At 41.5% G+C, this 17,723-nt stretch carries 19 protein-coding genes; 18 read left to right on the plus strand and 1 reads right to left on the minus strand.

The window, feature by feature from the left end; translation table 11 throughout:
- The first annotated feature begins 4 nt into the window (after positions 1-4).
- The 4 genes from rsmG (at position 5) to WD019_RS17930 (ending at position 3,452) form a co-directional block, all read left to right on the plus strand.
- Complete coding sequence (gene rsmG, locus WD019_RS17915) at positions 5-718, plus strand: 16S rRNA (guanine(527)-N(7))-methyltransferase RsmG (RefSeq protein WP_425712350.1); 714 nt, start codon at positions 5-7, stop codon at positions 716-718.
- A gap of 135 nt (positions 719-853) precedes the next feature.
- Positions 854-1,708, plus strand: a complete 855-nt coding sequence (gene noc, locus WD019_RS17920) for a nucleoid occlusion protein (RefSeq protein WP_026678428.1) — start codon at positions 854-856, stop codon at positions 1,706-1,708.
- A gap of 147 nt (positions 1,709-1,855) precedes the next feature.
- Positions 1,856-2,629, plus strand: coding sequence for a ParA family protein (locus WD019_RS17925; protein WP_026678427.1), 774 nt, complete (start codon positions 1,856-1,858; stop codon positions 2,627-2,629).
- Positions 2,610-3,452: a ParB/RepB/Spo0J family partition protein gene (locus WD019_RS17930; protein WP_026678426.1), complete on the plus strand. Its 843-nt coding sequence runs from the start codon at positions 2,610-2,612 to the stop codon at positions 3,450-3,452. The genes WD019_RS17925 and WD019_RS17930 overlap by 20 nt, the downstream gene beginning before the upstream one ends.
- Positions 3,453-3,489: 37 nt before the next feature.
- Here WD019_RS17930 and yyaC read toward each other — a convergent pair whose 3' ends face one another.
- A complete protein-coding gene (gene yyaC / locus WD019_RS17935; protein WP_026678425.1) occupies positions 3,490-4,110 on the minus strand; it encodes a spore protease YyaC in 621 nt (206 codons plus the stop codon).
- A gap of 241 nt (positions 4,111-4,351) precedes the next feature.
- Here yyaC and WD019_RS17940 point away from each other — a divergent pair, with 241 nt between their 5' ends.
- The 14 genes from WD019_RS17940 to WD019_RS18005 all read left to right on the plus strand — a co-directional run bounded on the left by WD019_RS17940 (position 4,352) and on the right by WD019_RS18005 (position 17,305).
- The gene (locus tag WD019_RS17940) at positions 4,352-5,224 is read left to right on the plus strand and encodes a mechanosensitive ion channel family protein (RefSeq protein ID WP_035351141.1); all 873 of its coding nucleotides are present in this window, start codon (positions 4,352-4,354) and stop codon (positions 5,222-5,224) included.
- A 35-nt stretch (positions 5,225-5,259) separates the two neighbouring features.
- Positions 5,260-5,457 carry a DUF951 domain-containing protein gene (locus WD019_RS17945; protein ID WP_425712351.1) on the plus strand — a complete coding sequence of 66 codons (198 nt, stop codon included), beginning with the start codon at positions 5,260-5,262 and terminating at the stop codon, positions 5,455-5,457.
- A 146-nt stretch (positions 5,458-5,603) separates the two neighbouring features.
- Positions 5,604-6,701: a redox-regulated ATPase YchF gene (ychF, locus tag WD019_RS17950; protein WP_026678422.1), complete on the plus strand. Its 1,098-nt coding sequence runs from the start codon at positions 5,604-5,606 to the stop codon at positions 6,699-6,701.
- Between the two features lie 167 nt (positions 6,702-6,868).
- The gene (gene rpsF, locus WD019_RS17955) at positions 6,869-7,156 is read left to right on the plus strand and encodes a 30S ribosomal protein S6 (protein ID WP_026678421.1); all 288 of its coding nucleotides are present in this window, start codon (positions 6,869-6,871) and stop codon (positions 7,154-7,156) included.
- 28 nt (positions 7,157-7,184) lie between these two features.
- Positions 7,185-7,724, plus strand: a complete 540-nt coding sequence (gene ssb / locus WD019_RS17960; protein WP_026678420.1) for a single-stranded DNA-binding protein — start codon at positions 7,185-7,187, stop codon at positions 7,722-7,724.
- 56 nt (positions 7,725-7,780) lie between these two features.
- Entirely contained in the window at positions 7,781-8,014 is a 234-nt protein-coding gene (gene rpsR, locus WD019_RS17965) for a 30S ribosomal protein S18 (RefSeq protein WP_026678419.1), read from the plus strand.
- Positions 8,015-8,168: 154 nt separating this feature from the next.
- A complete protein-coding gene (locus WD019_RS17970; RefSeq protein ID WP_425712352.1) occupies positions 8,169-8,690 on the plus strand; it encodes a hypothetical protein in 522 nt (173 codons plus the stop codon).
- A 122-nt stretch (positions 8,691-8,812) separates the two neighbouring features.
- Positions 8,813-9,493: a response regulator transcription factor gene (locus WD019_RS17975; protein WP_425712353.1), complete on the plus strand. Its 681-nt coding sequence runs from the start codon at positions 8,813-8,815 to the stop codon at positions 9,491-9,493.
- A 1-nt stretch (position 9,494) separates the two neighbouring features.
- A complete protein-coding gene (locus WD019_RS17980; protein WP_425712354.1) occupies positions 9,495-10,853 on the plus strand; it encodes a sensor histidine kinase in 1,359 nt (452 codons plus the stop codon).
- Between the two features lie 77 nt (positions 10,854-10,930).
- Positions 10,931-11,875, plus strand: a complete 945-nt coding sequence (locus tag WD019_RS17985; RefSeq protein ID WP_425712355.1) for a YybS family protein — start codon at positions 10,931-10,933, stop codon at positions 11,873-11,875.
- A gap of 12 nt (positions 11,876-11,887) precedes the next feature.
- A complete protein-coding gene (locus WD019_RS17990) occupies positions 11,888-13,861 on the plus strand; it encodes a DHH family phosphoesterase (protein WP_026678720.1) in 1,974 nt (657 codons plus the stop codon).
- Complete coding sequence (gene rplI, locus WD019_RS17995) at positions 13,858-14,301, plus strand: 50S ribosomal protein L9 (protein WP_026678721.1); 444 nt, start codon at positions 13,858-13,860, stop codon at positions 14,299-14,301. Before WD019_RS17990 ends, rplI begins: the two co-directional genes overlap by 4 nt.
- Before the next feature lie 156 nt (positions 14,302-14,457).
- Positions 14,458-15,822, plus strand: a complete 1,365-nt coding sequence (dnaB, locus tag WD019_RS18000; protein WP_026678722.1) for a replicative DNA helicase — start codon at positions 14,458-14,460, stop codon at positions 15,820-15,822.
- Between the two features lie 196 nt (positions 15,823-16,018).
- Positions 16,019-17,305 carry an adenylosuccinate synthase gene (locus tag WD019_RS18005; RefSeq protein ID WP_425712356.1) on the plus strand — a complete coding sequence of 429 codons (1,287 nt, stop codon included), beginning with the start codon at positions 16,019-16,021 and terminating at the stop codon, positions 17,303-17,305.
- The last annotated feature ends 418 nt before the right edge of the window (positions 17,306-17,723 follow it).

Here is a 17,723-nt window from a genome sequence, read left to right on the forward strand (position 1 = left end):
AATTATGAACATTTCTACATTTGAACAAATGCTGGCGGAAAAGGGGATCTCCCTTTCTTCCGACCAGCTTCAACAATTTGAAGACTATTACAAGCTTCTTGTGGAATGGAACGAAAAAATGAATTTAACAGCAATCACCGATAAGGAAGAAGTGTATTTAAAGCACTTTTACGACTCATTGACGGCTTCCTTTTATTATGATTTTACAAAAGAACAAACCGTTTGTGATGTTGGTGCCGGGGCAGGTTTCCCGGGCATTCCTTTAAAAATATGTTTTCCTGCTATTAAATTATCTATTGTTGATTCTTTGCAAAAACGAATTCATTTTTTAGGAGAACTGACAAAACAGCTCGGATTGACCGATGTAACGCTTTACCATGATCGTGCAGAAACGTTCGGACAAAACCATGAAGTCCGTGAATCGTTTGATTTGTGCATGGCACGTGCAGTGGCGAGAATGTCTGTATTAAGTGAACTTTGCCTGCCGCTCGTAAAACAAAATGGACATTTTCTGGCTATGAAAGGCGCGCAACTGGCAAATGAGTTAACCGATAGTGATAAAGCGATCAAACTGCTCGGCGGAAAAGTGGTCGATGTTTACTCCTTCACTCTTCCTGAGGAACAGAGTGAACGAAATATCGTCGTCATTCAAAAAGAAGCGAAAACGCCGAAAAAATATCCACGCAAACCCGGGATGCCAAACAAAAATCCATTATAAAAGTGTGAACGTTTCACGTGAAACATGCTGAATCGTTACATACATCATTTGGTAAGAATTTTTAAAGCCTGGCAGGAGTTTTGCTGAAATAGAGCGAAATCTTAAGGTAGATCATAAAAGGTGGTGTCATCCTCAATGAAGCATCCTTTTTCACGCTTGTTCGGCATAGGTGAAAAAAGCCAGAGTGTTGAAGAAACTGAGAAAAATGAAAACGAGGAAGTCATTCAAATCCCCGTTCAAGATATTATTCCGAACCGTTTTCAGCCACGAACGGTTTTTATAGATGAGCGAATCGAAGAGCTTTCACAAACGATTGAGACCCATGGCATGATCCAACCGATCGTTGTTCGTACGATTGAAAATGGGAAATATGAAATTATTGCCGGAGAACGTCGATATAGAGCGGTACAGAAATTAGGATGGGAATCGATTCCTGCGATTGTAAAGGAATTTAATGATTCACAAACGGCATCTGTCGCCTTAATCGAGAACTTGCAGCGCGAAGAGTTGACCGCCATAGAAGAGGCGATGGCCTATGCCAAGCTTCTTGATATTCATGGACTGACGCAAGAGAGCCTTGCGCAACGGCTCGGGAAAGGGCAATCGACCATTGCAAATAAACTTCGTTTGTTAAAGCTGCCTCCATCCATTCAGGAAGCCTTATTGCAAAAAAAAATTACGGAACGCCATGCCCGCGCCTTAATTATTTTAAAATCAGTTGAAAAACAGGAACAAATGCTTAAAGAAATTTTGGAAAAGCAATTAAATGTGAAACAAACGGAAGAGCGGGTAAAGAAATTGATTGAAGGTGAAGGCCAGGCGAAAAAGAAGGCACCTCAACGCAAATCATTCAGCAAAGATATGAGACTTGCGATCAATACTGTTCGTCAATCGGTTGATATGGTCCTGCAAAGCGGGCTATCGATTGATACTGAAGAAGAAGAACATGATGAATTTTATCAATTTACGATTCGAATTCCAAAAAAATAAACGAAAACTCTCATTTTTTTATAAAAAATGAGAGTTTTTTATAGGTTCATGATAGAATAAGAGATAAAGTACGTGTTCAAAAATCCAGCTAAAAGAACTTTTTTGAACGTCCTCACCAAAAGAGGAATAGAACAGGTAGGTGACATCGTGGCTAAAATTATTGCTATTGCCAATCAAAAGGGCGGTGTCGGAAAAACGACAACTTCCGTAAACCTCGGCGCATGCCTCGGGTACTTCGGGAAAAAAGTCCTGCTTGTCGACATCGACCCTCAAGGGAACGCAACGAGCGGGGTTGGCGTTGACAAAGGTGATATTGATCAATGTATTTACAACGTCCTCGTAGAAGATGTGGATGTAAAAGATATTATAGTAGAAACACTTTGTGAAGGTTTACATATACTCCCATCAACCATCCAACTTGCAGGAGCGGAAATAGAACTCGTTTCAACCATTTCACGTGAAGTAAGGTTAAAGCGTGCATTGGCAGCAGTAGAAGGTAATTACGATTATATTATCATTGACTGTCCGCCTTCACTTGGCCTGTTGACCATTAATTCATTAACAGCAGCCCATGCTGTCCTGATCCCCGTTCAATGCGAATATTATGCGCTTGAAGGATTAAGCCAATTATTAAACACTGTCCGACTCGTGCAAAAACATTTAAATACCGATTTAATGATTGACGGTGTCCTTTTGACGATGCTTGATGCCAGGACAAATCTTGGGATTCAAGTGATTGAAGAGGTGAAGAAATACTTTCAGGATAAAGTGTATCATACGATTATCCCGCGCAATGTGAGGCTTTCTGAAGCTCCCAGTCATGGGAAGCCAATTATCATTTACGATCCGAAGTCAAGAGGAGCGGAAGTGTATTTAGAACTAGCGAAGGAAGTGATGGGTAGTGGCGAAAGGGTTAGGTAAAGGAATTAATGCCCTCTTTCCTGTAGACGAAGCGGTCGATGATAAACAAGTGAAGGAAGTTCGTTTGAAAGATATACGGCCCAATCCGTACCAACCTCGTAAAGTTTTTGATCAGTCGGCTATCAATGAATTAAAAGAATCCATTCAAACACATGGCATTCTTCAACCCATTATCGTAAGAAAAACCATTAAAGGATATGAAATCGTTGTCGGCGAACGGCGTTTTCGGGCGGCGAAAGAAGCCGGTCTTAAAGTTATGCCTGTAATTGTTAAAGAGTTTACCGAGCAAAAGATGATGGAAATAGCGCTTATTGAAAACCTGCAGCGGGAGGATTTAAATCCGATTGAAGAAGCGCAAGCCTATGAAAAATTGATCGAACATCTGAAATTGACACAGGAAGAATTAGCGAGCCGTGTCGGCAAAAGCCGACCGCATATCGCCAACTTCCTTCGTCTCTTGCAGCTGCCTGAACCAGTTCAAGCGATGATTTCAGAAGGCTCATTATCAATGGGGCATGGCAGGGCGTTACTTGGACTTAAAAAGAAAGAGAAAATGGAACAAGTTGTTAAGCGGGTCGTAAACGAACAACTAAATGTTCGCCAGCTGGAAAAGTTAATCCAGCAAATGAATCAAAATGTTTCACATGAAACAAAGAAAAAGAAGCCGGAAAAAAATATTTTCATTCAGGAAAAAGAATCGTATTTACGCGATCACTTCGGAACATCTGTTACCATCAAGCGAACGAAACGAAAAGGGAAAATTGAAATTGAGTTTTTTTCAGACGAGGACTTACAGCGCATTCTTGATTTGATCGAGCGATAAAAATAACCGTTAGGAGAAATTGGTCCTAACGGTTATATTATTGAATGTTATAGAGATCATCCTTTTGCAAGCCTGATGAAAGCTGATATTGGCTGAAATGGCGAGCGACGATAACAAGGCTATTCGCAATTAAAGTAGCCATTTTCATAACAATGCTTAAACGAGTATTTTGCAGGACAAAATACTCCATAAATCCACTGACGTTTACAATTCCTGTCATGTGGATATCGCCTACCGGAGGAAGTTCTTTGTTTACACCGGCTCCGGGTTTAACCGGCCCTTCTCCAACAGATATCATGCCGACATGGTTAAGGCGGCCAAGACATGCATCGATTCCGATAATAAAGGCATTGGGATGGTTCTTTTTAATCATTTTCAGCTTTTCATCCAAATTCATGGCATGAACCGGGTCATCTAGCGTTCCGTATACTTTGAAAGGAAAGGACGTTCGTTCACTTAATTTCGTGCCGACAAGAGGACCGAGCGAATCCCCCGTTGAGCGGTCAGTTCCAATGCATACAATAACGATTGGCCGGTTTAAAAGGTTAGGAAGTAGAAGCTTCACGTTTTCAGCTAGAAACATTGGGGCTTCATTGTTCTCATGATGAATTTTACATTGAAACACCTTTTTAGGGGCAAGTTTCCTCTTTAAGAACATGGAATCCTCTCCTTCATAATAGTAGTAACAGTATACGGAACTATTTCCATTCTTATACACAGTTTGCGAGAAGTTCTTTAGAATATTTTTTCCCGGAACCAACTACTGACAAGAAATGTATACCCGAATTCAGCACTTCTTAATCCATTTATTACAATTTGGTTGTTAGGAATTGAAAAAATACTAAAAAAATGTTTAATATAAAACGGTAAAGAACTAAAATGGAGGTCTTTTCGTGAAGTTGTTGACAAATCCCGGAGTAATAGAAAAGATCAGTAACTATATAAGTAACCCCGAACTATGGACTGAAATAGGCATTAAATCGCTTCGAATCGTCTTGATTATTTTAGGGGCGATCATTCTCGTGCGGATTATAAGGGCGGCGATCGGAAATGGATTTAAGTTTCGAATGAAAAGTCCGCTACGCTTATCGGAGCGAAGAGAACAAACGTTAATTCGATTGCTAAACAATGTCGTAGGCTATGTCATTTATTTTATCGCGATCTTAATGATTCTTAGCGAGTTTAATGTAAAAGTCGAAGCGATTTTAGCAAGTGCCGGTGTGGTTGGCCTTGCGGTCGGTTTTGGCGCCCAAAACCTTGTTCGTGACATTATTACTGGTTTCTTTATTATATTTGAAAATCAATTTTCAGTTGGAGACTTTGTGCGGGTTGGGAATTTTGAAGGCACGGTAGAGGAAATTGGCTTACGGACAACGAAAATAAAAAATTGGACAGGGGAAGTTCATATTTTACCGAATTCGTCGATTACGGAAGTGACCAATTTTTCCGTCCATAACAGTATGGCCGTAGTGGATGTCAGTATTGCCTATGAAGAGGATATTGACCGTGCGCAAGCGATTATAGAAGAAGTGGTTAAAGAGAAGGCGCCTGAATTTCCTGAGATGGTACGAGATCCGGAAGTTCTTGGAGTACAAATGCTCGGGGCGCATGAAGTCGTTATCCGCGTGACGGCCGAGGTCCTTCCGATGACCCATTTTAAAGTCGCGCGCGAATTAAGAAAGTCGATTAAAACGCGATTGGAACAAGAAGGCATTGAAATTCCATATCCAAAGATGATAACGTATTATCACCAAAAAGAAGCTTCCGAGTAGGACCGGTTTAGATTAAAATTGAGGGAGTGAGTGCTTTGGAACAGAAAATTTTCCACTTAAACGATGAAGTCGAAATGAAAAAGCCTCATCCATGCGGCACCAACCATTGGAAAATCATTCGTATGGGTGCGGATATTCGGATTAAATGTATGGGTTGCCAGCATAGTGTAATGATCCCAAGAAAAGAATTTGCGAAAAAACTAAAAAAAATACTTGTTTCTCATAGCGAATAATTGTTTCACGTGAAACAAAAAACGGCTGGTTTCCAGTCGTTTTTTGTTTGGAACAATGCTTGTAATTTCCTATCAACCAACCTATAATTGTGAAAGATGTGTATAAACAATGTGCTTTTTGATATAGATGAGGAGTTGAAAGAGGCATGGCTTTAACTACTGGAATCGTCGGTCTCCCAAACGTTGGGAAATCCACACTTTTTAATGCAATTACCCAGGCGGGAGCGGAATCAGCCAATTACCCGTTTTGCACGATCGATCCGAATGTCGGCATCGTCGAAGTACCGGATCACCGCCTGCAAAAATTGACCGAACTTGTTCAGCCGAAAAAAACTGTTCCTACTCATTTTGAGTTTACGGATATTGCCGGCATTGTTAAAGGGGCAAGTAAAGGAGAAGGGCTCGGCAACAAATTTTTGTCTCATATTCGCCAGGTTGATGCGATCCTTCAAGTCGTGCGCTGTTTTGAGGATGAAAATATCACCCATGTATCCGGTAAAGTCGATCCAATTGATGATATTGAAGTCATTAATTTGGAGCTGATTTTTGCGGATATGGAAACAGTTGAAAAACGACTTGTTCGCGTTGAGAAATTAGCGAAAGCAAAAGATAAAGAGGCTGTAGCCGAACACGAAGTGCTTGTCAAACTTAAAGAAGCCTTGCTGCAAGAACTTCCTGCCCGAAGTGTCGAATTAACGCCTGAAGAAAAGAAAATCGTCCATGGTCTTCATCTTTTGACAATGAAGCCGATTCTTTATGTGGCAAACGTCAGTGAAGAAGATTTGTTGGAAGGCGGAAATCAATATGTCGATCAAGTAAAGGAATATGCCGCCCGCGAAAATGCAGAAGTGATTGTCATTTGTGCAAAAGTGGAAGAGGAGATTGCCGAGCTTGATGACGAAGAGAAAAAGGCGTTTCTTGAGGAACTAGGAATTGAGGAAGCAGGCCTCGATCAGCTCATTCGCGCGTCTTACTCCTTATTAGGCCTCGCCACCTACTTTACCGCAGGTGTTCAAGAAGTTCGCGCCTGGACGTTCCGTAAAGGAATGAAAGCGCCGCAATGTGCGGGAATTATTCATACCGATTTCGAACGAGGATTTATTCGTGCCGAAGTGGTGGCCTATGAGGATCTCATTGAGGCAGGTAATATGAACGCTGCAAAAGAAAAAGGAAAAGTCCGATTAGAAGGAAAAGAGTACGAGATGCAAGACGGAGATGTCGTTCATTTTCGCTTTAATGTATAAAGAAGAGACGGAATGGAGAGAAGTCCCATTCCGTTTTTCTTTTTGACCTTGTCTTTAGGTAAACGTTTTGTTATAATACTTAATTGTGAGTAAGTATCGATATATACGTTGATTATTTACTCCTTGCCCACGGATTGGGCCGTTTAGACCAAAAGGAGGTGACCGGAATGAAAAAGTACGAAATCATGTACATCGTCCGTCCAAATCTTGAAGAAGATGCCATTAAAGCTGTGAAAGAGAAAGCGAAAAGCATCTTGACAGATAATGGTGCGGAGATCGTGAAAGAAACTGATATGGGTAAGCGTCGTTTAGCATACGAGATCAACGACTTCCGTGACGGTGTTTACACTGTTTTGGATGTTAACGCTCCTGTTGAAGCGATTAACGAATTCGATCGTTTAATGAAGATCAATGAAGACGTTCTTCGTTTCATGACTATTGTTGATGAAAGATAAATTTTTTGAGTTGTAAGGAGTGGTTCTGTTGCTCAATCGTGTAATACTTGTGGGACGCTTAACGAAAGACCCTGAATTACGTTACACTCCAAGCGGTGTGGCAGTGTGCAATTTCACGCTTGCCGTTAACCGCACATTCACGAACAGCCAGGGTGAACGTGAAGCCGACTTCATTAATATCGTCGTATGGCGCAAACCGGCCGAGAATGTCGCGAATTACTTGAAAAAAGGTTCGCTAGCCGGAGTGGATGGGCGCATTCAAACGCGTTCATATGATAACAATCAGGGTCAACGTGTTTATGTTACCGAGGTAATGGCAGAAAGTGTTCAGTTTTTAGAACCGAGAAATGCCAATGCCGGCCAATTTCAGGGCGGAAACAACTTTGGTGGACCATCAAGTGACCGTGAATTTGGACAGCAAAATCAGAACCGAAGTAACTTCGAACAAAACGATTATGGTTTTGGGCAAAATCAAAACCAAAATACGAATCGGAATAACTTTAATGACGACCCGTTTGCCAATGATGGCACGCCAATCGACATTTCTGATGACGATTTGCCATTTTAAACGAACGGGATCCAATAGACACGGAACGACACATCTTCTACAAAGGAGGGACAAGAATGGCTGGACGTCGCGGTGGACGCCAAAAGCGTCGTAAAGTTTGTTTCTTTACAGTAAACAAAATCACTTACATCGACTATAAGGATACGGATCTTTTAAAACGTTTCATCTCTGAACGCGGTAAGATTCTTCCTCGTCGTGTAACTGGTACATCTGCTAAATACCAACGCCAATTGACTCGTGCAATCAAACGTGCGCGTTTCATGGCATTGTTACCATATGTATCTGAATAAGAACGAACGTGAGCACAGTAAAGCAACCTTTACTGTGCTCTTTTGATTTTAGTCGTAGTTTATTTTCACATCCTTTTCACACATTTCCCTCCCACGATTTCCACACTTTTTGCTTACACTAATGCTATCAATCTTTAAGGGAGGAAAAAAGAGTATGAAAAAGCTAGCGACAATGGCTCTTGCAGGCAGCCTACTATTAGGCGGAGGAGCGGGGGCCGCGCACGTATTTGCTAAAGGTGACACAGAGGTGAAAACGGCATCACCCTATCATGAGAAGGCGCTTCAAAAAGCAACGTTCTCGGAGTCGTTAAAGAAGGAGCTTCATGAAGCAAGCGAGCTCAAGTATAAGCAGCTTGGATTAAAACAAGAGATAGTGAAGCTAAAGGACAAGCTCCGTGACTTACACGTGGACGCTGTGAAAAATGGAAACAAAACGGCTTTAAAAGAGGCGCGAAAAGTAAAAGTAAAAATAAAAGACATAAATAAAGAGATCAAGCAATTGAACAAAACGATTCATGAAGAACGAAAGGCGCTAAAAGAAGCGGTGAAAGCGAAAAATAAAGAAACAGCACGTACTCATCTGCAAAAGCTAAACACGTTAAAAACGTCGGTAAACAAGAAGCTAGAGCAGAAAGTAAGCTTTCTAAATGAAATGATAGACATACTCCAAAAATAGAAAAATAAAGGCAGATAAAGAGGTAGGTTACTTAACCTATCTCTTTTTAACATGGTCAATCATTGGCGTCCCGCTCGGCAAAAGCTTTATTTTCTACTATGATGAAAATGGGAGGTGCAAAAATGAAACATATTTTTATCGTCGATGACGAGAAGAATATAAGAGATATATTAGAAAAGTATTTAGTACGTGAAGGGTATAAAGTAACGGTTTTCTCTGATGGAAAACAAGTGATTGCAGAAATGGCCCGTTTAAAGCCGGACTTGCTTGTTCTTGATATTATGATGCCAGGGATCGATGGGCTTGAATTATGCCAGGACATCCGAAAAATTAGTGAAATACCAATTATTTTTGTTTCAGCAAGGGATCAGGAACTTGATCGCATTCTCGGTTTAGAAATCGGCGGGGATGATTATTTAACGAAACCGTTCAGCCCGAGGGAATTGGTCGCCCGCATTAAAAACATTTTCAAACGGGTTCATTTATCAGACGGGAAGAAAGAAAACAAGATCATTACGATCGGAGAGGCCCGCATTTATCCTATAAGACGTTATGTAGAAGTTAACGGGAATGAAATGAAATTAACGACAAAAGAGTATGAGCTTTTTGAATACTTGGCGCGTTATCCGAAACAGCCGTTTACGAGAGAACAGTTGATTGAGCAAATCTGGGGTTATGACTATACCGGTGACGGAAGAATTATTGATGACCTTGTAAAAAGAATACGAAAAAAATTAGCCGAGCATCAAGCGGTGGCAGAAATTACGACAGTCTGGGGCTACGGCTACCGATTGGACGGCTGACATGAAAATTGGTAAAAAAATACGAATCACCTATTGGCTCATCCTTTTGATTGTGTTTTTGGTGACGATGGTTACTTTTCATTTTTTTTCAAAAGAGTATTTAATCCATCATGCTAAAAAGGAATTACGTGCGGATGCCAGAACAGTGAGTCAATTGCTGGCAAACGTCCCTTTTAATAAAGAAACGGTCCACCGCCAAATGACGGAAAGAAAACGTTTAAAGCTGGCAGGCAAACTAATGGAGTCCAGATTGATCATTTTCAATCAGCAACATGAAGTCATTGATACGAATTTAAGAGAAAATGAACTGAAGAAGTATCAAAAAAAAGAGATGAATTATGTTGATGAAACACTCCCCATTTTTTCAAAAAGTGGTGAAGTAAAAGGCTATGTTACACTCATCACCCCGATTGAGAATCTTACGGCGTTGGAGAGGGTTTTTCGAAGAACGGTGTTGATCAGTTTATTCGTCTCTTTTATCGTTGCTGCCCTTGCCGCATTTGTGTTAGAACGGAATTTAACGAAGCCGATCCGCAAATTGCAGTCGCACATGAATCAATTTTCAATCAAAGGGGAATTTTCCCCGGTCTCTATTCAAACAAAAGATGAAATGGGGGATCTGGCCAATAGTTTTAACAAATTAACGAAAAAAATCAAAATGTATGATCATGAGCAAAAGGAATTTCTACAAAATGCTTCCCATGAATTAAAAACGCCGTTAATGGCGATTCAGGGGAATGCTGAAGCGATCGTAGATGGCGTCGTTGAAGGAGATGAAGTGTCCAATAGTCTGCAGGTGATTATTAATGAAAGCCAGCGTCTGAAGAAATTGGTTGAAGAAATTAGCGATTTAACGAAGCTGGAACATATTGAAGAGACGTACCGCTTTTGCTATCATCCGGTCAATAATGTCATTCAAGAAATGATCCAGAGCATGAAGCCACTAGCGGATAAAAAAGGTATCTTGTTGCACGTGAAACATTGTCCGGCTCTCGACGTATGGATGGACGAATACCGTTTAAAACAAGCGTTCCACAACTTGCTTGGAAACTGTCTCCGCTATGCCAAAAAGAATGTTTGGATCGATTGCGTGAATTCAGGAAACCAGATTCATATTGAGATTTCAGATGACGGAAATGGATTTAAAGAAGGAGAGGAAAGAAAAGTTTTTCAACGTTTTTACAAAGGGGAAAACGGCAAATCAGGAATTGGTTTAGCAATTACAAAAGCGATCATCGAAGCCCACCATGGAAAGATTGAAGCGCGTAACAACAATCGTGGAGGAGCCCTTTTTCATATTCAGTTACCGAAAGAAGAAGCATACCGAAAGACGAGGCAGAATAAAATGGATCAATCATAGACCAAAAGTGAAAAAGTTGAATTTTATAGCCTCTATTTACTACAATAAATAGCGTAGGCAAAATCAAGAGGTGAGTTATGCAAAGAACTACAGTAGTAGTGGAAGGGGCTATAACGGCTAGCATCTATATCATATTATGTTTAGTCAGCCTCAATTTACCGCTCGTCGGACTTTTTGTTTATTTTCTTCTGCCCATTCCCTATATCATTTATAGTTATAAATATGGATTAAAGCCAGGAGTGGTCTTTTGGGCGGTTACACTTGCCTTATCGCTGATTATAGGGGGAATCAATGGATTACTGATCACGGTTTCTTCAGGTCTCTTAGGGGGCGTTATGGGTGTTTTATACCATAAGAAAAAATCAGCATTTGCGATTCTTCTAGGCGGCAGTCTGGCAAGTCTTGTGAATTTTTTATGGGTGCTTTCTGTTATGAAGTTTGTTTTACATTTTAACTTTGTAAAAGACATTCAAGACATGCTAACAGAGGTAATTAATAAAACCGCAGAGCTATATAAGTATAATAATCAAGATGTATCTGCTCTTAATCAGCTGCGGGAACAAGTCGACTTAATTATATATCAACTGCCGACGACACTTATTTTTTCCGCGGTATTGCTCACTTTTTTTACACAGTGGATCGCAAAAATTATCATGAAGCGATTGCGTTTTCACATTCATTCCTTTCCGCCCTTTTATAAATGGAATTTTCCAAGAGCATTTCTATGGTATTATTTAGTTGCGGTTCTTTTAATGTTTACAAATCCAGAGAAAGGTTCCATTCTTTATAATGTCGCTGTAAATCTTTATTACATATTGGCAACGATTATGTTTATTCAAGGATTAACCGTCATCTATTATTATATGTGGGCGAAAGAAAAGCCACGGGCGCTGTCAATTTTCGTTACGATCATTGCCTTTATTTTGTCCGCTATATTGCCAATACTAATGGAAGTAACCAAATTGTTAGGTATAATGGATTTAGGCTTTAATGTAAAGAAACGGATCAATCCAGGAAAGTAGGGAGCTGAAAAGATGCCTAAGTTTTTGTTAAAACGGTGGCATGGTTATCCCGTGATCGCCTTGTTCATCTTATCGTTTCTATTTGTCAGCATCATTACGTATTTTCAATGGACATTAGGAGTTATTGGATTTCTCATTTTAGGAGCGCTTTTTTATTTCGTAATGCGTGCGGAAACGGTTTTTCAAGAGGATTTAGGCGATTATATTTCCACTTTATCACACCGAATTAAAAAAGTCGGTGAAGAAGCGTTAATGGAAATGCCGATAGGGATTATTTTATATGATGAAGAATATAAAATTGAGTGGGCCAATCCATTTATCAATCAATGGGTCGACGGAGACTCATCTATTGGACACTCGTTAAACCATGTGTCAGAGGACCTTATTCCACTTATTAAAAATGATGGAAAAGACGAATTCATTAAAATTGATGCGAGAAAGTTTAAAGTTCATATTAAAAAAGAAGAACGGCTTCTCTACTTTTTTGATGTAACCGAACGAATTAAAGTGGAACGCCTGTATGAAGAAGAACAAACGAGCCTTGGGATCATTTATTTGGATAACTATGATGAAGTGACCCAGGGGCTTGATGACCAGTTTAAATCGCAAATCAATTCAAAAGTGACGTCCATCTTAAATGAATGGGCATCCGAATATGGAATCTATTTGAAGCGGACATCTTCAGATCGCTTTTTAGCGGTTTTTAATCAGCGAATTTTAACGGAACTTGAGAAAAACAAGTTTGGCGTCCTGGATGAAGTTCGTGAAGCGACGGCGAAACAAAATGTCCCGTTAACGTTAAGTATCGGGGTGGCGACCGGCCCCTCTTCCCTGCCAGAACTCGGACAATTGGCGCAGTCGGGCCTTGATCTCGCATTGGGACGCGGGGGCGACCAGGTAGCGATCAAGCAACCGAGTGGAAAGGTGCGGTTTTATGGCGGGAAAACGAACCCTGTCGAAAAGCGCACGAGGGTTCGGGCGCGCGTCATTTCTCATGCGCTGACTGAACTTGTGCTCGACAGTGACAAAGTTCTCATCATGGGGCATAAAAATCCGGATATGGATGCCATCGGCTCTTCCATTGGGATCTTAAAAGTAGCGCAAGCAAACGGGAAAAACGGATATGTCGTCCTTGATAAATCTAATCTTGATACGAGCGTCAGTCGTCTGATGAACGAGTTGAAGCAAAACGAGGGGTTATGGAAATATTTTATTACGCCGGAAGAAGCGCTTGACATTGCAACGCCCAATACATTATTAGTTGTTGTCGATACGCATAAACCTTCGATGGTGATTGAAGAAAAATTGCTTCAAAGGCTTGATCATGTTGTGATCATTGACCACCATCGCAGGGGCGAAGATTTTATTAGCGATCCTGTTCTTGTTTATATGGAGCCGTACGCTTCGTCAACAGCTGAACTCGTTACGGAATTGTTAGAATACCAGCCGAAACCGTTAAAGATGCAAATGCTTGAGGCGACGGCACTCCTTGCGGGGATTATTGTCGATACGAAAAGCTTTACGCTCAGAACCGGCTCCCGCACGTTTGACGCGGCATCTTATTTACGTGCACATGGTGCGGATACGATTTTAGTCCAACGGTTTTTAAAAGAAGATTTGGATACGTACAATCAACGTGCAAAATTAATCAATAACGCGTCGATTTATAAACATGGCATTGTGATTGCCAGAGGAGAGGAAGACGTAGAGTACAGCCAGATCATGATTGCCCAGGCGGCAGACATTTTGTTGTCGATGAATGGCGTAAACGCCTCCTTTGTCATCTCCAAACGGCAAGATGGAAAAGTCGGCATAAGTGCCCGTTCTCTCGGAGATGTCAATGTTCAAGTGATCATGGAAAATCTCGGCGGGGGTGGCCATTTAACGAACGCGGCCTGCCAGGTGGAAAATGAAACCATTGGTGAAGCGGAGAAGCGCCTAAAACAAACCATTGATGAATATCTTGAAGGGGGAGAAGAAGAATGAAAGTCATTTTCCTTGAAAATGTAAAAGGTAAAGGGAAAAAAGGGGAAGTAAAAAATGTGTCAGAAGGGTATGCAAGAAACTATTTATTCCCGAACAAGCTGGCCGCTGAAGCGACAAAAGGCGCTTTAGCGACACTCGAAGGGCAAAAGAAAGCGGAAGAAAAAAAAGCACAAGCCGTGCTTGAAGAAGCGAAACAATTAAAAGAGAAACTTAGTAAAATGACCGTTACCGTTAAAACGAAAACCGGAGAAGGCGGCCGCGTTTTCGGTTCGGTGACAAGCAAACAAATTGCAGCTGAATTAAAAAATATGGGAGTCGACATCGATAAACGGAAAATCGAACTCAATGAACCGATTCGCACGTTAGGCTTTGTCGATGTTCCTGTTAAACTTCATCATGAAGTTACAGGTACGATTAAAGTACACGTTGTAGAAGGTTAAGAGGGAAAAGATCGGTAATTGAGCCGGTCTTTTCTTCGTCTGTATGGAAAAAGATTAAACTTGACGGTCTTGACGAAGCCGTTTACCCTTTTTATAGTGTGTTGTTTTTTGGACTTGACGGGTTGTTGTCAAGTTTTCATATAGGAGGAGTATACTATGAGTGATCTATTTGCCGATCGCATCCCCCCGCAAAATATTGAAGCTGAGCAGGCGGTGCTTGGAGCTATTTTTTTAGAGCCTGAAGCGCTTGTGACGGCTTCTGAATTATTGATACCCGAAGATTTTTACCGTTCCTCCCATCAACGAATTTTTCAGGTTATGCTGGATTTGTCGGAAAAAGGCGAGCCCGTCGATTTAGTGACGGTTACCTCCGAGCTGGAAGACAAGAAACTGCTTGAAGAAGTTGGCGGTGTCTCATATTTGAGCGATCTTGCCAACAGCTCACCGACGGCAGCGAATATTGATTACTATAGCAAAATCGTCGAAGAAAAATCGTTGTTGCGCAGGCTCATACGGGCTGCAACGGATATTGCCGCCAACGGGTATGCACGCGAAGAAGAGGTCGAAACGATATTAAACGAAGCGGAGAAATCAATATTAGAGGTCGCTAACCGGAAAAATGCCGGTTCCTTTATCTCCATTAAAGATGTGTTAGTGCAGGCCTATGACAATATCGAAATGCTCCATAACCGCAAAGGAGACATTACAGGGATTCCTACTGGTTTCATGGATTTGGACCGGATGACCGCCGGGTTTCAGCGTAATGATTTAATTATTGTAGCGGCCCGCCCTTCTGTTGGTAAAACGGCCTTTGCCCTGAATATCGCCCAAAATGTAGCGACGAAAACGGATGAAAATGTTGCGATATTCAGCCTTGAGATGGGCGCAGAACAGCTCGTCATGCGTATGCTGTGCGCCGAGGGCAATATCGATGCACAGCGCCTGCGGACAGGAAGCTTGCAGGCGGAAGATTGGCAGAAGCTGACGATGGCGATGGGAAGCTTATCTGCAGCAGGAATTTATATTGACGATACGCCGGGTGTCCGGATTAACGATATTCGCGCCAAATGCCGACGCCTCCAGCAGGAAAAAGGGCTGGGCATGATCTTGATCGATTATTTGCAATTGATCCAGGGAAGCGGAAAAGCGGGAGAAAACCGGCAACAGGAAGTTTCAGAAATCTCCCGCTCGTTAAAAGCGTTAGCCCGTGAATTAAAGGTTCCGGTCATCGCCCTTTCCCAGCTTTCCCGCGGTGTCGAATCAAGGCAGGACAAGCGGCCGATGATGTCGGATATTCGGGAGAGCGGAAGTATCGAGCAAGATGCGGACATCGTTGCCTTCCTTTACCGGGATGATTATTATGACAAAGAAACAGAAAACAAAAATATCATCGAAATCATTATCGCCAAACAGCGTAACGGTCCAACCGGCACGGTAGAACTGGCATTTGTGAAGGAATACAATAAGTTCGTCAATCTCGACCGTCACCATGATGAAAATAGCATCCCTTCAGGTGCATAATTCTTAATGTAACAAGGCAATCTTTTAAAGAGATTGCCTATTTTTCATCTCTATTTCTTGAAATTTACGAACATAAAAACAAAAGAATTAATGAATGTTCGTGTTTAAATTGACTTTTTGTCCAATTATTGATAAACTAACGGTGGATTTTTTGTTTATAAGTGTTTGTCTTAATCTCTTGGAGGTGTTTATAAATATGTCATCCGTTGTTGTAGTAGGTACGCAGTGGGGAGATGAAGGAAAAGGGAAAATCACCGATTTCCTATCAGAAAGAGCTGAAGTGGTTGCCCGTTATCAAGGTGGAAATAACGCCGGCCACACGATCGTGTTTAATGGGGTGAAATATAAGCTTCATCTTATTCCATCCGGTATTTTTTATAACGATAAAATTTGTGTGATTGGAAACGGTATGGTTGTTGACCCGAAAGCATTAGTGGAAGAATTAGCTTATCTTCACAGCCACGGAGTAAGTACCGACAACCTTCGCATTTCAAACCGCGCGCATATCATTCTTCCATATCACATCCATCAAGATATTCTTGATGAAGAAAGCAAGGGCGCAAACAAAATCGGTACGACAAAAAAAGGAATTGGCCCTGCCTATATGGATAAAGCAGCACGGATCGGCATTCGAATCGCGGACCTTCTTGATAAAGAAGTGTTTGAAGAAAAATTAGAACGCAACCTGGCGGAGAAAAACCGCCTGTTTGAAAAAATTTATGAGTCAAAAGGATTTACAAAAGAAGAAATCCTTGATGAATATTATGAATATGGACAACAAATTGCCAAATATGTGTGCGATACATCCGTTGTCTTAAATGACGCGCTTGATGAAGGACGCCGTGTACTATTTGAAGGTGCGCAAGGCGTTATGCTTGATATCGATCAAGGAACATATCCTTTCGTTACGTCTTCCAACCCAATTGCCGGCGGCGTTACGATTGGTTCAGGTGTCGGCCCGTCTAAAATCAATCATGTCGTCGGCGTTTGTAAGGCATATACGACCCGCGTCGGTGACGGCCCGTTCCCAACGGAATTACATGATGAGATCGGAAATCAAATCCGTGAAGTTGGCCGCGAGTATGGAACAACAACAGGACGTCCGCGCCGTGTCGGCTGGTTCGATTCGGTCGTTGTCCGTCATGCGCGCCGTGTGAGCGGAATCACTGACCTATCATTGAATTCCATTGACGTACTGACAGGAATTGAAACAGTTAAAATTTGTGTCGCCTATAAATATAAAGGTGAAATTATCAATGAGTTCCCTGCAAGTTTAAAAGTGCTTGCGGAATGTGAGCCGGTTTATGAAGAAATGCCAGGTTGGACGGAAGACATTACCGGAGTGAAAACATTGAATGATCTTCCGGAAAATGCCCGCCATTATGTGGAACGCGTTTCCCAACTTACAGGCATTCCATTATCGATCTTCTCCGTCGGCCCTGACCGCAATCAAACCAATATGGTTCGCGGAGTATTCGCTTAATGAAAAGAAGGATTGCCCTTAAAGAGGGGCAATCCTTTTTAAAAGTTTAGGATCCACTTCATTTATTTTGCCCGAACAATTTTGTTATAGAACGTGTCTCAAGGACACTTTTAATGTTCGGAGCACAAATTATGTCCAATAGAGCCGTTCTCAAGGACACTTTTAATGCCCGGAGCACAAATTATGTCTAATAGAAAGGTTCTCAAGGACACTTTTAATGCCCGGAGTGCAATTTTTGTCCAATAGAAAGGTTCTCAAGGACACTTTTAATGCCCGGAGCGCAATTTTTGTCCAATAGAAAGGTTCTCAAGGACACTTTTAATGCCCGGAGCACAATTTTTGTCCAATAGAAAGGTTCTCAAGGACACTTTTAATGCCCGGAGTGCAATTTTTGTCCAATAGACATCCATGCCGCCGG

The organism is Fictibacillus sp. Mic-4 (assembly GCF_049843615.1).
GTDB classification, from domain to species: Bacteria; Bacillota; Bacilli; order Bacillales; family Fictibacillaceae; genus Fictibacillus_A; species Fictibacillus_A gelatini.

What these genes read in the sequence shown, in the direction of transcription:
- rplI (WP_026678721.1), top strand. Translation starts at nt 13,858, where the DNA reads ATGAAAGTCATTTTCCTTGAAAATGTAAAAGGTAAAGGGAAAAAAGGG.
- WD019_RS17990 (WP_026678720.1), top strand. Translation starts at nt 11,888, where the DNA reads ATGCCTAAGTTTTTGTTAAAACGGTGGCATGGTTATCCCGTGATCGCC.
- noc (WP_026678428.1), top strand. Translation starts at nt 854, where the DNA reads ATGAAGCATCCTTTTTCACGCTTGTTCGGCATAGGTGAAAAAAGCCAG.
- rpsR (WP_026678419.1), top strand. Translation starts at nt 7,781, where the DNA reads ATGGCTGGACGTCGCGGTGGACGCCAAAAGCGTCGTAAAGTTTGTTTC.
- rpsF (WP_026678421.1), top strand. Translation starts at nt 6,869, where the DNA reads ATGAAAAAGTACGAAATCATGTACATCGTCCGTCCAAATCTTGAAGAA.
- WD019_RS17985 (WP_425712355.1), top strand. Translation starts at nt 10,931, where the DNA reads ATGCAAAGAACTACAGTAGTAGTGGAAGGGGCTATAACGGCTAGCATC.
- dnaB (WP_026678722.1), top strand. Translation starts at nt 14,458, where the DNA reads ATGAGTGATCTATTTGCCGATCGCATCCCCCCGCAAAATATTGAAGCT.
- WD019_RS17980 (WP_425712354.1), top strand. Translation starts at nt 9,495, where the DNA reads ATGAAAATTGGTAAAAAAATACGAATCACCTATTGGCTCATCCTTTTG.
- yyaC (WP_026678425.1), bottom strand. Translation starts at nt 4,110, where the DNA reads ATGTTCTTAAAGAGGAAACTTGCCCCTAAAAAGGTGTTTCAATGTAAA.
- rsmG (WP_425712350.1), top strand. Translation starts at nt 5, where the DNA reads ATGAACATTTCTACATTTGAACAAATGCTGGCGGAAAAGGGGATCTCC.
- WD019_RS17975 (WP_425712353.1), top strand. Translation starts at nt 8,813, where the DNA reads ATGAAACATATTTTTATCGTCGATGACGAGAAGAATATAAGAGATATA.
- ychF (WP_026678422.1), top strand. Translation starts at nt 5,604, where the DNA reads ATGGCTTTAACTACTGGAATCGTCGGTCTCCCAAACGTTGGGAAATCC.
- WD019_RS18005 (WP_425712356.1), top strand. Translation starts at nt 16,019, where the DNA reads ATGTCATCCGTTGTTGTAGTAGGTACGCAGTGGGGAGATGAAGGAAAA.
- WD019_RS17970 (WP_425712352.1), top strand. Translation starts at nt 8,169, where the DNA reads ATGAAAAAGCTAGCGACAATGGCTCTTGCAGGCAGCCTACTATTAGGC.